This is a genomic window from Desulfovibrio sp. DV, assembly GCF_001936595.1.
Classification (GTDB): domain Bacteria; phylum Desulfobacterota; class Desulfovibrionia; order Desulfovibrionales; family Desulfovibrionaceae; genus Solidesulfovibrio.
This window is the reverse complement of sequence record NZ_MLBG01000128.1, coordinates 1-13,466: the sequence shown is the minus strand read 5'-3', so window position 1 is coordinate 13,466 and position 13,466 is coordinate 1. Positions and strand designations below refer to the sequence as shown.

The window sequence follows — 13,466 nt, the reverse complement described above, 5'->3', positions numbered from 1 at the left end:
ATGATCCCCCCGGACCCCTCGATGGGGGTATGGGGGCCGGAGGTGCGTCGAACCATGCGGCGTCAGCTACGGACGCTCTTGCCTGTCTTCTTCTTCCCGTGCTGTCGCGTCCGCAGCCGGCTGGATTGCACGCGCGAGTCACATTTCATTTTTACCCTTTTCCCCTTTGCAGGGGTCCGGGGGGATCATCCCCCCGGCCGCCGGAGGCACTCTTCCTCTTTCTCTTTCTCTTTATCTTCCTTTCTCTTTCAACCTGCCTGCATCACGACACAGGCGCTTTGGGCGTGGCAACGCCGCCGGCGTCTGTGAGTTCTTTGAGGGCGATTTCGAGCATGGCCGGGACGCGGCCGGCCACGATGGGGGAGAGTTCGACGCACATGTTTTTGAAATCGAAGGGTTCCATGCCGATGACCACGGTATCGGGCCGTTTGCCGATCAGTTCGCAGTAGATCAGGGTATCGACGAGGTCGGACTGGTGCATGGAGTCTTTGAAAGCCAGGGATTTGCGCAGATCGTCGCCGGTGAGGCGATAGATGGTACCGGGGGCGTCGCCGGCGAGCACGGCGTCAAGGACGATGCAGTAATCGGAGTCCATGAGCGGCTGCATGAGGCGCATTCCCAGGTTGCCGCCGTCCATGAGGGTGACGTTGTCTGAGAAATCGTAATGTTCGATCAGCTGTTCCACGGCGCGCACGCCGACGCCTTCGTCGGTGTAGAGAATGTTGCCGACGCCGAGGATGAGGATTTTTTGCGGTTCACCGGACATGGGCGCTCCTTTAAAAACGGGAGAACCCGGCCGAGGCCGGGTTCTCCAGAGGTAGCGTTTGGAAGCTGGTTAGACAACCTTGAACTTGAGGACTTCGTTGGTCTCGGGTTCGATGACGTGCACGCCGCAGGCGATGCAGGGATCGAAGGCGTGGACCGTGCGCAGGATTTCGACCGGGCGCTTGGGATCGGCGATGGGGGTTCCGATGAGGGCTTCCTCGACCGGGCTCTTGTCGCCGGCGGCACCACGGGGTCCGAGGTTCCAGGTGGAGGGAACGACCAACTGGAAGTTGTCGATCTTTTTGTTTTTGATGCGGATCCAGTGGGACAGCGCGCCGCGGGGGGCATCAGCCAGGCCAACGCCCTTGGACTCGCCGGGCATTTCCCATTTGGCGCACAGGGTGTTGTCTTTGGCCGAGCTGTCGGCGAATTCCTTGATCCAGGTTTCCATCTTGCTGGCGATGATGGCCGTCTCGATGCCGCGGGCGGCGGTGCGTCCAAGCGTCGAGTGCAGGGCGGTGGCCGGGACGGCGAGTTTGCCAAGGACCATGTCGATGGTCTTTTTGAACTCCGGCTGTCCCTTGGCATAGGCCAGGAAGCAGCGGGCCAGGGGACCGACTTCCATGGCTTTGCCCTTGTAGCGGGGGGCCTTCATCCAGGAGTAGTGGTCCTTGTCGTCGAGCTTGGTGTAGTTGGGATCGGTGACGCCGTCGTAGGGGTGCAGGCCGTCGGCGCCGGGCTTGTACCAGGAGTACTTGACGTCTTCGTAGATGGCCCCGAGGTCGACCTTGTCCACCTTGCCGAGATCACGGTTCATGATGACACCGGACGGGAAGAAGGAGGTTTCCATGTGCTTTTCGGGGGTGCTTTCGTCGGTCGCGAACTCACCGAAGGCCATGTAGTTGGTGCAGCCGCCGATGCCGCCCCAGTCCTTGTAGAAGCCGGCCACGGCCAGCAGGTCCGGGATGTAGACGTCGCTGACGAACTTGCACACTTCCTGGGTCAGGGCCAGGTAGTTGGCAAGGGGTTCCTTGCCCATGGCGTTGTAGTTGGAGCAGCCGCCGACCACAGTGAACTGGGTGTGGGGGTTTTTGCCGCCAAGAATAGCCATGGCGCTGGCCGCCTTGACCTGGAGGTGGAGGGCTTCCAGGTAGTGGGCGGTGGCGATGAGATCGACTTCGGGCGGCAGGTAGTAGGCTTTGTGGCCGCCGAGGAAGTAGGCGTTGGTGAAGATGCCGAGCTGTCCGGTCTCGACGAAGGCTTTGAGGCGATCCTGCACGGCCTTGAGGGACGCGGCGGAGTTGCCGGGCCGGGCCGGGGCAATGGTTTCGGCCAGTTTGGCGGCCTTGACCGGATCGGCTTTCAGCGCGTTGGTCACGTCCACCCAGTCCAGGGCGTGGAGGTGATAGAAGTGGACGAGGTGGTCATGGAGATACTGGGAGGCCATGACCAGGTTGCGCATCATCCGGGCGTTGCCGGGGATGTTGACCTTGACGGCGTCATCCACGCACCGGGTGGAGGCCAGGCCGTGGACGTAGGTGCACACGCCGCAGGCGCGCTGGGTGAAGTGCTGGGCGTCGCGCGGGTCGCGGCCCTTGAGGATGATTTCCAGACCGCGGAAGAGCTGCGAGGAGCTCCAGGCGTCTTTGACTTTTCCGTTTTCAACTTCGACCATGATCCGCAGGTGGCCTTCAATACGGGTGATAGGATCGACCACGAGGGGGCCGGTGAAGGTCGATTGCGGCGTGGGTTTGCTCTCAGCCATATGCTTCCTCCGTCACGAAACGTTCGCTGCTTGATTGATGCCCAGGTAACGGCCTTCGAAGCGGGGCGCTCTTAGCCCTGCTCGTAGAAGGGGGTCATGGTGTCCCAGAAGTCCGGCTCGCTGCATCCGATGCAGGGGTGGCCGGCCTTGACGGGCCAGTTGACCTGGTTAAACAGCACCTTGGGACAGTTGTTGTAGGTGACCGGACCCTTGCAGCCGAGTTCGTAGAGGCAGTAGCCTTTCTTGGCCTCTTCGGAGTCGAAGGAGGGAGCGAATTCGGAATTTTCAAAATGCTTCAGGCGCTCGCAGTTGTCGTGGACGAGCTCGCCGAAGAAGATTTTCGGCCGGCCGTTGGAGTCGAGTTCGGGGATGCCCTTTTCCAGGACATGGACCACGGCTCCGACGAAGTTGATCGGGTTGGGCGGGCAACCGGCGATGTTGATGGTGGTCAGGCCGGTGGCTTCGCTGACGCTGATCGACTGGCTCGGGTTCGGCTTGGCTTTCTGGATGCCGCCGTAGCAGGAGCAGGTGCCGATGCAGATGACGCCCTTGGCCTTGGGGGCCAGCTTCTTAGTGGTTTCCAGCATGGGGTGGCCGGAAACCATGCCCCAGTTGCCGCCGTCAATGGTGGGGAGTCCGCCTTCGACGACCAGATAGTAGCCATCGGGGGAAGAAACAGCCTGGTGCAGCGCATCCTCGGCGGCGTCGCCGGCGGCGGCCATGATGGTCTCCTGGTAGTCCAGGGAGATCGTGTCGAGGATGAGCGAATCAATAAAGGGCTTGATGGTGCGCAGCGCCGCTTCCGTGCAACCGGTGCACTCGGCGTTATGCAGCCAGACCACCGACGGACGGCGTTTGGCTGTCAGCGCCTGGGCCACTTTGGGTGCAAACGCCGGGCCCATGCCCATGGCTGCAGCCACAGTGGCGCAGAATTTCATGAAGTCGCGGCGGGAGACGCCGTTCTGTTCAAGCCGTTTTTCCGCATCATCCCTGCCAAGACCCACGGAAAAGTTCATAAACGTCCTCCTTGGTTTTACGAAGGGTCACGACCCCGACGTCCAATGGAAGCGTCCGAGCCGTGTTGCATCAATCCCTCGCTTCGGCGTACGCCGGGCGCAACGGCTCCGGCCGTGGCGCAGTTTGGCCTATCGGCATATGCCTATGCCGCTGCCCGAGTTGGTGTTCCCTTTTGCAGTTCATCACGAAATGGGCATGACGTCAATGGGGAATGGTAAATTTTTCACGTGATTCAGGGGTGTTACGAGGCGCTCACCCTGGAAGAAGTTCTGGATACTATTTTACAAATCGTATGCACAGGCCGGCCCAGGGCAAAAGCGCCACGGTGTTGCGCCTCAGCGCGCAACCCGCAGCAGCCCGCCGATATCGGCCAGGGGAAGGTTCTCCCCGCGCGCCAACCGGGCCAGGAGGATCAACTCCGGCCGGTACTCGAAGTGCATGAGGTCAAACTCCGACCACTTGCCGCCCCAGATGAACCCTTCGACCTCGAAGGCTTCCACCACGGCCACCGGGAAGGCCTGGCGCGTGGGCAGGAGGTTGGTGCCGCGCGGCAGGTTGCGCCAGTAGGGGTTGCCCTTGGGGCTTACGTCCACGGCTGCGGCAAAGGAATGGACGGACAGGCGGCTGGTGCCGGCGATGACCCGCCAGACCACGCCGCCCGAGGCCGGAAGCAGGTAGCGGCGAAGCGACGGATCGGCGGCCACCAGCCGGGCCAGACGCTGTTGCGCCCGGGCAAAGGCGTCGGCCGCGCCGAACCGGGTGTTAAAGGCCATGGTCTGGCCGAGAAAGGGGACCGGGCGGCAGTTGGCCGTGACCGCGGCCTTGTCGTGGCCGTACAGGGCCATGAAAAGCGGCTCCACCCGGCGTCGGCCCGGCGAAAAGCCCGGAGCGGGTTCGGCCGTGACCGGGCCAAGCGGGTAGGGCTGGGCCAGCATGTCCTCGATATCCGGGGCGTTAAGCAGTTCTTCCTGGGATTTGCTGCGGCCGTCGTCATAGGGCAGGCGCGTGCCATCACTGAGGACCAGCGTTGCCCGGCCGGCCGGGGCCGTCTCGATGGCGGCCACAAGGCCTGGGTAGGCCGTGACCAGGACAGCCAGGTCGCGCTGGGCTTTGGGGGCGAGGGGCTGGGCTGCGGCCGGCAGGGCCAGGGAAAGGAACAGGGCGCACAGAACAAGTGGGCGCTTGAGTGCAAGCGACATAGGCGGCACCTCGATGTTTTTTTGTCGGCATACGGCTGCAACCCGGCAAAGGGAAGGGAATCGTGCCGGGCCGGGGCGGCAACCGGGAGGTGGGCCAGGGGCGGCTGACTGCCGGCGAGGTCAGGATTGTCCAGCGATGGCGGTGGGATGGCCGGGGGTTACCGGCAAAAAAGCGACAACAGCCAGCGGACCCGGCTGCACACGCGTTTTTCACCGGACCGGGCTGCTTCCGGGCAGTCGAGCAGTTCCGGGCGCAGTCGAAGGATGGAGAGAACGGCCAGTTCGGCCCCGTAGCCGGTCAGCGCGGCGCACTGGGCCATATGGGCGCTTGCGTCATTTTTCACAGGTTTGGTCAGCACCCGGCAACACGACGATTTGTGTCGGGCGGTGAAGGCTTCATGGATGGCGGCCGATTCCCGGCGCACGGCAGCCCGGGTGGCGGCATGGTCGCCCCGGGAGCAGACGATGCCAAGCCCGGCGCAGGCCCCGGCCACGGCTCCACACAGGCAGCCCCGGTCGCCCAGCCCGGCGGTCAGGCCGGCAGCCATGCCAACGGCCAGGTCTTCGCTGACGGGCTGGCCAAAGGTCTCGTTTATGGCCACCAAAATGGCCTCGGCGCACAGGAGCTTTCGGTGGGAAAACAGGCTGGCGGCTTTTTCGCCCACAGCCAGGGCCAGGGCGTCGATGCGGGCGGTATCGGAAAACGGCGAATTCATGTCGGTTTTTCTCTCTCTGCAGGACGCGCAAACAAGCACGTATTTATGCCATCCGTTGGCGCAGAAATCCCCCATGCGGGGGGTCCGGGGGGATCATCCCCCCGGCGGGTCCAGGGCAGCGCCCTGGCGGAGCGGTCCAGGAGAGGCAGCGCCTCTCCTGGTTTGGGGCCGCGCCCCAAGCTCATCCCTTTGGCGTAAAAAAGCGCAGGCGCAGGGCGTTGGTGACGACGGTAAACGAACTGAGGGCCATGGCCGTGCCGGCGATCATGGGATTGAGCGTCGGGCCGCCGAAGATATGGAGCAGGCCGGCGGCGACCGGGATGCCGATGGTATTGAAGGCAAAGGCCCAGAAGAGGTTTTGCTTGATGTTGCCGATGACGGCCCGGGACAGTTCGAGGGCCGCGGGCACGCCGTGCAGATCGTTTCGCATGAGCACGACGTCGCAGGATTCGACGGCCACGTCGATGCCCGATCCCATGGCAATGCCGAGGTCGGCGGCGGCCAGGGCCGGGGCGTCGTTGATGCCGTCGCCGACCATGGCCACCTTGCCGCCTTCGGCCTTGAGGCGGGCCACTTCGGCTGCTTTGCGCTCGGGCAGGACCCGGGCGATGACCGTGGCGATGCCAAGGGTGCGGGCCACGGCCAGGGCGGTGCGTTCGTCGTCGCCGGTGAGCATGACCACCCGGATGCCGTTTTTTGAAAGTGAGGCCACCACGGCCGCGGCTTCGGGGCGGGGGGTGTCGGCCACGGCCAGGACGGCGGCGCTTTGGCCGTCAAGAGCCAGGCGCACAGCGGTTTTTCCGGCTCCGGCCAGGGCTTCGTCGGCTGCATCGAGGCTGGCAACCGGGGCAATGTGCTGTCCGGCCAGGAAGGCTTCGGTGCCGATGTGGACGGTGTGGCCGCCAAGGCGGGCGGTCACGCCGTGGCCGGGCACGGCTTCGAAGTGTTCGGGGCTGGGCAGGACGAGGCCCTTGGCTGCGGCGGCCTGGACAATGGCTTTGGCCAGGGGGTGTTCGGAGCGGGCTTCGGCGGCGGCGGCCAAGGTGAGCAGGCTATCGGGGTCGAGGCCCGGGGCCGGGACGAGGTCGGTGAGGATCGGGGTGCCGTGGGTCAGCGTGCCGGTCTTGTCGAAGACGACGGTGGTGATGTCGCCGGCGGTCTGCAGGGCGGCCCCGGATTTGACCAGGATGCCCAGGCGTGCGCCCCGGCCGGTGCCGACCATGATCGAGGTGGGCACGGCCAGCCCCATGGCGCAGGGGCAGGCGATGACCATGACGGCCACGAAGATGCGGATGGAAAAGGACAGGTCGGCCCCGCCGAGGAAAAACCAGGCCAGACCGGAAACGGCGGCCACGGCCATGACTGTGGGCACAAAATAAAAGCTCACCGTATCGGCCAGATTGGCGATGGGGGCTTTGGAGCCCTGGGCCTGGCGCACAAGTTCGACGATGCGGGCCAGCGTGGTGTCCTGGCCGACGCGGGTGGCGCGGACGACAATGGCCCCTGTGGTGTTCTGGGTGCCGCCGGTGACGCTGTCGCCGGTTTTCTTGGCCACGGGCATGGGTTCGCCGGTGAGCATGGATTCGTCGAGGCGGGTGGCGCCGTCGAGGACTTCGCCGTCGGTGGGCACGCGTTCGCCGGGCCGCACCAGGAAGGCGTCGCCGGGTTCGAGTTCGTCGATGGGCACGGTTTCCTCGCGGCCGTCGCGAACAAGGGTGGCGGTGTCCGGAGCCAGGCGCATAAGGGCTGCGATGGCCCCGGAGGTTTTGATCTTGGCCGAGGCTTCGAGGTATTTGCCAAGGCTGATCATGGCCAGAAGGACGCCGGCCGATTCGAAATAGAGGTCCATGGCCCGGGCCGCCGGATCGGAACCGGCCAGAATGAGGACGAGGTTGGCCAGGCTGTAGGCCAGGGCCGCGCCGGTGCCGAGGGCCACGAGGCTGTCCATGTTGGGCCCGCCGCGAAGGAGGGCCGGGATGCCGTCGCGGTAAAAGCGCCGGCCGATCCAGACGATGGGGGCGGTCAGCGCCAGCTGGGCCAGGGCAAAGGCGGCCGGGGAGGCGTCGGGATGGAGAAAATGGGGCAGGGGCAGGCCCAGCATGTGGCCCATGGACAGGGCGAGCAGGGCGGCGGCCAAGCCCAGGGCCGGGATGAGCTGGCGGCGCTGGGTCGCCAGTTCGGTCCGGGCCTGGCGCTGGCGCTCGGCCAGCCGGTCGCCGGAAGGGCTGGCCGGGGTGGTGGCAAAGCCGAGGTCGGCGATGGCCTGGCGGATCTGGCGGCGGGTCAGCACGGCCGGGTCGAAGGTGAAGCGGCCGGTTTCGCCGGGCAGGTTGACGACGGCGCTGACCATGCCCGGGAGTTTGCCGGCCACGCGTTCGATGCGCGAGGAGCAGGCGGCGCAGTGCATTCCGGTGATGGCCAGATCCAGAACGGCGTGTTCCGGGGGAGGCGGACCGAGGGTGAAGCCGAGGGCGGCCACCCGGGCGGCGATGGCGTCGAGGGGGACGGCTTCAGGATTGTAATCGAGGCGCAGGGTGGCATCGGCCAGATTGACGCTTGCCTGGTCAACGCCGTCCATGGCGGCGACAACCCGTTCGATGCGGGTGGAACAGGCGGCGCAGTGCATCCCGGCAACCGGGAGCGTGACGGATTTGGATGAAGTTTTCGTCATGCCCAATAGTAATCTTCGATCCGGAAAGTGCAAGTGTGAACCAAGTCGGGCGGAAGTGGCAATGCTGGCAATTGTCTGCCGGTCAGGGTATAGGGAGGCAAGCGAACGCCAAAGGAGTCCGGGACATGCAGGCAGACCCCCTGGCCCCCCCATGGGACGGCCAAGACCGCGAATCCAACAGATGGGAGCGGTTGCGAGACATCTATGAGAAACTGCGCCTCGTCCTGGATATGCCGGCCCTGAGTCTCGGCGGTGTCGACGATCTGCTTGAGCAGTTGGAACTGCGCCTGGACGAGGCAAACCTGCTTTTCCCGGAGCCGGACTGGCTCGATGAGGACGTGTCGGGGCCTTCGGGCATGGAGCGCTACTGCGGCAATCACATGGGGGCGTTTGTCGATGTGCTGCTTCGGGTCGTTGGCCGGTTGGCCGAGGAACGGGCCAGGGAGCTGGCCGACGGGACGTGCGGCATCAAAGCGGGCGACGGGGAATGAAAAAAGGGGCCATGCTTTCGCATAACCCCTTGGACTGTTCTGGTCGGGATGAGAGGATTCGAACCTCCGGCTTCTGCGTCCCGAACGCAGCGCTCTACCAGGCTGAGCCACATCCCGTCGTGAGAGAAAAGCTTTTAGAGTATCCCGCGGGCTTTGGCAAGCACAAAGTGTGTTGTCATAACGCAAAGAGTCATCTAATCATGGACAAGGGGACGGGCCGCCCATCCGAAGCTTCATCGGGAGCCCGGGGAACGCGCCCACGATACGCCGCCGTCAGGAGATATGCGTGATCAAGGTAGTGGTCGTCGACGATTCGGCCTTCATGCGAAAGGCACTCAGCACCATGCTGTCCAAGGACCCGGAAATCGAGGTCGTGGCGACTGCCCGGGACGGCGAGGAAGGTCTGGAAATGATCCGTCGGCATCAGCCCGACGTGGTAACCCTGGATATCGAAATGCCCCGCATGGACGGCCTGACCGCCCTGCGGCATATAATGATGGAGATGCCCCGGCCGGTGCTGATGGTGAGCTCGCTGACCACCGAAGGCGCGGAAGCGACGCTCAAGGCCATGGAACTCGGGGCTGTGGATTTCATCCCCAAACAGCTTTCCAAGGTGTCGCTCGATATCGTCAAGATCGAGGATGATCTGCGGGCCAAGGTCAAGCTCATTGCCCGTCGGCGCATGAGCCATCTGTCCCGGTCGTCGCTTTCCGCCCGGGTTCGGGCGGCCGGAACGGCTCCGGCGGCCGGGGCGGCCCAGGCCGGGCCGGCGACCGAGCGGGCGGTCCGCAGCGCCCGGCCCGGCGGGTCCCAGACCCGCGATCTGGTGGCCATCGGCGTCTCCACCGGCGGACCGCCGGCGGTGCAGAAGGTGCTCTCGGTTTTGCCCAAGGATTTTCCCGCCGGCATCCTTATTGCCCAGCATATGCCGGCGGCCTTTACCGGCCCCTTTGCCAAACGTCTGGACAGCGTGTGCCAGATCACGGTCAAAGAAGCCGAGGACGGCGAGCGGTTGCAGCACGGCGTGGCCTATGTGGCCCCGGGCGGAAAACATCTGCGCATCGACCAGAAAGTCAGCCGCATCGAGGTGCGGGTGGTGGAAGAACCGCGCGAAGCGTTGTACAAGCCATCGGCTTCGGTGCTTTTTGATTCGGTGGCGGCGGGCGTTGGCCGGCGCGGCCTGGGGGTGGTGCTGACCGGCATGGGCAGCGACGGCCTGGACGGGATGCGGGTGCTCAAGGCCAAGGGCGGCCGCGCCCTGGCCCAGTCCGATTCCACCTGCGTGGTCTACGGGATGCCCAAAGCCATTGTGGATGCGGGTCTTGCCGACGAGATCGTCGACATTGACGACATGGGCGAAGCCATCCTCTTAAACCTTTACAAATGACCGTTCCCGCACGGGACGGCCAAGGACGCGGCATGGTGGACTGCAACGACCTTTGCCAGAGGCTTGGCAGCGACGATCCGGATGTGCTTCGGGACGCCGCCTTTGATGCCGGGGAGAGCGGGTGTCTCGAAGCCGTACCGCTTTTGGCCAAATTATTGTGCACCCACAATCTTGGCGTCCAGGAAGCGGCAGATCGGGCGCTGCGCCGGCTGGGCGGCAAGGAGGTCGTGGCCGCCGTCAAGGCGCTGCTGCGTTCCGACGAGGCCCCGGTCCGCAACGCCGCCATGGATATCCTGCGGGCCGTCGGCTCCCAGGATTTTCCGACGCTGCTCGAATTGCTCCACGACGGCGACCCGGATATCCGTATTTTTGCCTCTGACATCCTCGGTTCCACCGAAAGCCGGTTGGCGGTGGCACCGCTTTGCGAGGCGCTTTTAAAAGATCCCGAGGTCAATGTCCGCTATCAGGCGGCGGTGAGCCTTGGCGAGCTGGCCTTTGCCGAGGCCGCCCCGGGACTGGGGAAGGCCCTTGGCGACGACGAGTGGGTGCAGTTCGCCGTTATCGAGGCCCTGTCCAAGATCCGCGACGCCTCGTCCGTGGGGGCGCTGGTCAAGGCCCTGGACAAGAGCACCGATCTGGTGGCCTCCATGATTGTCGACGCCCTGGGCGAAATCGGCAACATCAAGGCCGTGACCATGCTTTTAAAGCGCATCGACGCCTCGCCGGAGGTGCTGCGCAACAAGATCGTCAAGGCCGTGGTGCGCATCCTCGGCGGCAAGGCCCTGTCGCTTCTTTCCCCGGCCGAGCGGGAGCGGTTTCGCAGCTATCTGCTGGCTGCCCTGGGCGATGACGAGGACGACGTGCAGGACGCGGCCGTTTCCGGGCTGGGCTCGGTCGGCGGCGAAGACGCGGCCGAGGCGGTCCTGGCCCATGCCGCCCGTATCGACCGGGACAACCTGCCCGAACGCTACGAGCACGCCGTGGCCGCCCTGCGCGACATGGGGTTGACCGAGGCCCTGGGGCGGGCGCTTCGCGAGGGCGACGCGGCCCAGCGGGCCGTGGCTCTGGATGTGCTCTCGGCCCTGCCGTGCCCCCAGTGTCCGGGGCTTCTGATCGAGGCCTTCTCCAGCCTGCCGGCATCGTTTCAGCCGGCGGCGGTCAAAGCCCTGGCCGGCATCGCCGGCGAGGACGCAGTGGATTTTTTCATGGATCTGCTTGGCAGCGACAACGAAGCCGTGCTGCTTGAAGCCGTGGGCTTTCTCGGCGGCACCATGCGCTTGCCGGCAGCTGGCGAGCCGCTTTTCGGCCTGCTCGGGCATCCTTCCGACGCCGTCAAAGAGGCCGCCCTGGAAGCGTGCGTGGCTATCGGCGGCGCCGAACTGGACGCCCGTTTCCGGGAACTGAGCCGCAGCGACGACCCCATGGACCGCCTGATGGCCGTCTACGCCCTGGGCCGGATGGGGGTCGGCGACCACATGGACATCATCCGGGCCGCCCTGGCCGACGAGGTGCCGGACATCCGCAAGATCGCCCTGGAGACCCTGGCCGATTCATGTGGCCACGAGGAAACCAGCCTGCCGCTGATCGTCAGCCGCCTCGACGACGAGAACCGGGACGTCCGGCTGGCGGTGGTGGAGGTTTTGGGCGGTTGCGACAGCGACACAGTCTATACCTATTTGGAAAAAGCCCTGAATGACAGCGACGACTGGGTGCGTATCCGGGCCATTGAAGCCCTGGGGGCCAGGGGGGAGCGAGACGCCGTGGGGCGCCTTTTGGCCATGGCCGGGGAGCCAAGCAAGATCGTGGCCCTCAAAGCTGTCGAAGGGCTGGGTGAAATTGGCGGACCAGACGCTTTTCAGGCACTGTTGGGACTTATTTCCAGCGACGATCCGGAGCTGGCCGGGACAGCCGAGACGGCAATAGCCCGACTGCAGGACGAGCAAGGGGAGCGCTAGTCCATGACCTCGCTTTTTTCCAAGACGATTTCCCTGCGCAAGGAGCTTAAAATCTCCGATGCGGAGTTTGCCCAGTTGCGGGATTTTATCTACGCGCAGTCGGGCATCTATGTGGCCGACAACCGCAAGTATCTGGTGGAAAACCGCCTGGCCACCCGCATCAAAGAGTTGAACCTCAAAAGTTTCGCCGAATACCATACTTTTTTGCAGTACGACGCGGGGCGACGCCAGGAGCTCAACCGGCTTTTTGAGGTCATAACCACCAACGAGACAAGCTTTTACCGCAATCCGCCCCAGCTCAAGGTCTTCCAGGACATGGTCCTCAAAGACGTACTGGACAAGCTCAAGTCCCAGCGGCAAAAGCGGTTGCGCATCTGGTCGGCCGGCTGTTCCACGGGCGAGGAACCCTACACCATCGCGATTATCCTGCACGAGGTGCTGCGCTCGGAAATCGCCGGCTGGGACATCCGCATCACGGCCAACGATCTGTCCGAGGCCGTCCTGGCCCAGGCCAGGGAAGGGGTCTACAGCGAATACAGCCTGCGCACCACGCCCAAGGAAATCGTCGCCCGGTATTTCGTGGCGGACGGAGCCAACTTCAAGCTCAAACCCGAGGTCAAGCGGCTGGTGAGCTTTGGCCAGATCAATCTGAGCGACCGGATGCAGCTCAAACGCGTGGAGCGTTCCCACATCGTCTTTTGCCGCAACGTCATCATCTATTTCGATGATGAAATGAAGAAAAACGTCATTACCGCGTTCTACGACAATTTGCTGCCCGGCGGCTATCTGCTGATCGGCCACTCGGAGTCGTTGCACAACATCTCCCGGGCCTTTCGTCCCAAGCACTATCCCGGGGCGATCATCTACAGCAAAGAGGAGTAGCGGAACATGGCGTTGGGTGCGGCCGCACGGTCGCGGGAGTTTTGGTGCCCCGGATACTGGCCGTAGCCAATCAGAAAGGCGGTGTCGGCAAGACCACCACGGCGTTGTCTCTGGCTGCGGCGCTGGCCCTTTTGGGGCGGCGGGTGCTGGTCATGGACCTCGACCCGCATGGCTGCGCCTCGGCCCACCTGGGGATTTTTCCCGAGGGGCTGACCGCGTCGGCAGCGGATGTGTTTCTGGCCGAGGACCCGGCTGCCGTGCCCTGGGACGCGGTGATCAGTAATCCGGGCCAGGGGCTTTTCGATCTGGCCCCGAGCCATCCCCGGCTGGCCGATCTGGATGTGGATCTCACCGAGCGAAAAGGGAAGGGTATCTTGCTGCGACAAGCTCTGGAATCGGGTCCGGCCTACGACCATGTGCTGCTTGACTGCCCGCCCCACACCGGGGTGGTGCTGGTCAACGCCCTGGTGGCCTCGGATCTGCTTGTCATCCCGATCCAGACGGATTTTCTGGCCCTGCACGGGGTGCGCCACCTGTTTGATACCATGCGGGCGCTCAACCGCGTCCTGCCCCGGCCCATCGCCTACCGGGCCCTGGCCACCATGTTCGATCGCCGGG

General features: G+C 64.6%; 11 protein-coding genes and 1 tRNA gene. 5 read left to right on the top strand and 7 right to left on the bottom strand.

Translation table 11 applies throughout. From position 1 onward, the window contains the following. Positions 1-262 precede the first annotated feature (262 nt). The 6 genes from DVDV_RS19540 to DVDV_RS19515 form a co-directional block, all read right to left on the bottom strand. On the bottom strand, positions 263-766 hold the full coding sequence (locus DVDV_RS19540) for a HyaD/HybD family hydrogenase maturation endopeptidase (RefSeq protein WP_075356266.1): 504 nt from the start codon (positions 764-766) through the stop codon (positions 263-265). 69 nt (positions 767-835) lie between these two features. Next, positions 836-2,530 (bottom strand): nickel-dependent hydrogenase large subunit, encoded by a 1,695-nt coding sequence (locus DVDV_RS19535; protein ID WP_075356265.1) that lies wholly within the window; start codon positions 2,528-2,530, stop codon positions 836-838. A gap of 71 nt (positions 2,531-2,601) precedes the next feature. Beyond that, on the bottom strand, positions 2,602-3,546 hold the full coding sequence (locus DVDV_RS19530; RefSeq protein WP_075356264.1) for a hydrogenase small subunit: 945 nt from the start codon (positions 3,544-3,546) through the stop codon (positions 2,602-2,604). 336 nt (positions 3,547-3,882) lie between these two features. After that, complete coding sequence (locus DVDV_RS19525; RefSeq protein WP_075356263.1) at positions 3,883-4,746, bottom strand: M15 family metallopeptidase; 864 nt, start codon at positions 4,744-4,746, stop codon at positions 3,883-3,885. A 158-nt stretch (positions 4,747-4,904) separates the two neighbouring features. Further along, positions 4,905-5,462 (bottom strand): C-GCAxxG-C-C family protein, encoded by a 558-nt coding sequence (locus DVDV_RS19520; protein WP_075356262.1) that lies wholly within the window; start codon positions 5,460-5,462, stop codon positions 4,905-4,907. Positions 5,463-5,643: 181 nt separating this feature from the next. Further along, entirely contained in the window at positions 5,644-8,133 is a 2,490-nt protein-coding gene (locus tag DVDV_RS19515) for a heavy metal translocating P-type ATPase (RefSeq protein ID WP_075356261.1), read from the bottom strand. A 125-nt stretch (positions 8,134-8,258) separates the two neighbouring features. Between DVDV_RS19515 and DVDV_RS19510 the strand changes: the two genes are divergently transcribed. After that, entirely contained in the window at positions 8,259-8,624 is a 366-nt protein-coding gene (locus DVDV_RS19510; RefSeq protein ID WP_075356260.1) for a hypothetical protein, read from the top strand. A 40-nt stretch (positions 8,625-8,664) separates the two neighbouring features. On the opposite strand, the gene DVDV_RS19505 is transcribed toward DVDV_RS19510, so the two are convergent. After that, a tRNA-Pro gene (locus DVDV_RS19505) sits at positions 8,665-8,741 on the bottom strand. 169 nt (positions 8,742-8,910) lie between these two features. Between DVDV_RS19505 and DVDV_RS19500 the strand changes: the two genes are divergently transcribed. The 4 genes from DVDV_RS19500 to DVDV_RS19485 form a co-directional block, all read left to right on the top strand. Further along, positions 8,911-10,011, top strand: coding sequence for a chemotaxis response regulator protein-glutamate methylesterase (locus DVDV_RS19500; RefSeq protein WP_075356259.1), 1,101 nt, complete (start codon positions 8,911-8,913; stop codon positions 10,009-10,011). Positions 10,012-10,043: 32 nt separating this feature from the next. Next, on the top strand, positions 10,044-11,966 hold the full coding sequence (locus DVDV_RS19495; protein WP_075356258.1) for a HEAT repeat domain-containing protein: 1,923 nt from the start codon (positions 10,044-10,046) through the stop codon (positions 11,964-11,966). A gap of 3 nt (positions 11,967-11,969) precedes the next feature. Then, a complete protein-coding gene (locus tag DVDV_RS19490; RefSeq protein WP_075356257.1) occupies positions 11,970-12,848 on the top strand; it encodes a protein-glutamate O-methyltransferase CheR in 879 nt (292 codons plus the stop codon). Between the two features lie 44 nt (positions 12,849-12,892). After that, positions 12,893-13,466: ParA family protein (locus DVDV_RS19485; RefSeq protein WP_075356256.1), on the top strand; the 574-nt coding region annotated here is incomplete at its 3' end.

Excerpts from the sequence above, each read along its gene's own strand:
- DVDV_RS19540 (WP_075356266.1), bottom strand. The coding sequence starts at position 766 with ATGTCCGGTGAACCGCAAAAAATCCTCATCCTCGGCGTCGGCAACATT.
- DVDV_RS19535 (WP_075356265.1), bottom strand. The coding sequence starts at position 2,530 with ATGGCTGAGAGCAAACCCACGCCGCAATCGACCTTCACCGGCCCCCTC.
- DVDV_RS19530 (WP_075356264.1), bottom strand. The coding sequence starts at position 3,546 with ATGAACTTTTCCGTGGGTCTTGGCAGGGATGATGCGGAAAAACGGCTT.
- DVDV_RS19525 (WP_075356263.1), bottom strand. The coding sequence starts at position 4,746 with ATGTCGCTTGCACTCAAGCGCCCACTTGTTCTGTGCGCCCTGTTCCTT.
- DVDV_RS19520 (WP_075356262.1), bottom strand. The coding sequence starts at position 5,462 with ATGAATTCGCCGTTTTCCGATACCGCCCGCATCGACGCCCTGGCCCTG.
- DVDV_RS19515 (WP_075356261.1), bottom strand. The coding sequence starts at position 8,133 with ATGACGAAAACTTCATCCAAATCCGTCACGCTCCCGGTTGCCGGGATG.
- DVDV_RS19510 (WP_075356260.1), top strand. The coding sequence starts at position 8,259 with ATGCAGGCAGACCCCCTGGCCCCCCCATGGGACGGCCAAGACCGCGAA.
- DVDV_RS19495 (WP_075356258.1), top strand. The coding sequence starts at position 10,044 with ATGGTGGACTGCAACGACCTTTGCCAGAGGCTTGGCAGCGACGATCCG.
- DVDV_RS19490 (WP_075356257.1), top strand. The coding sequence starts at position 11,970 with ATGACCTCGCTTTTTTCCAAGACGATTTCCCTGCGCAAGGAGCTTAAA.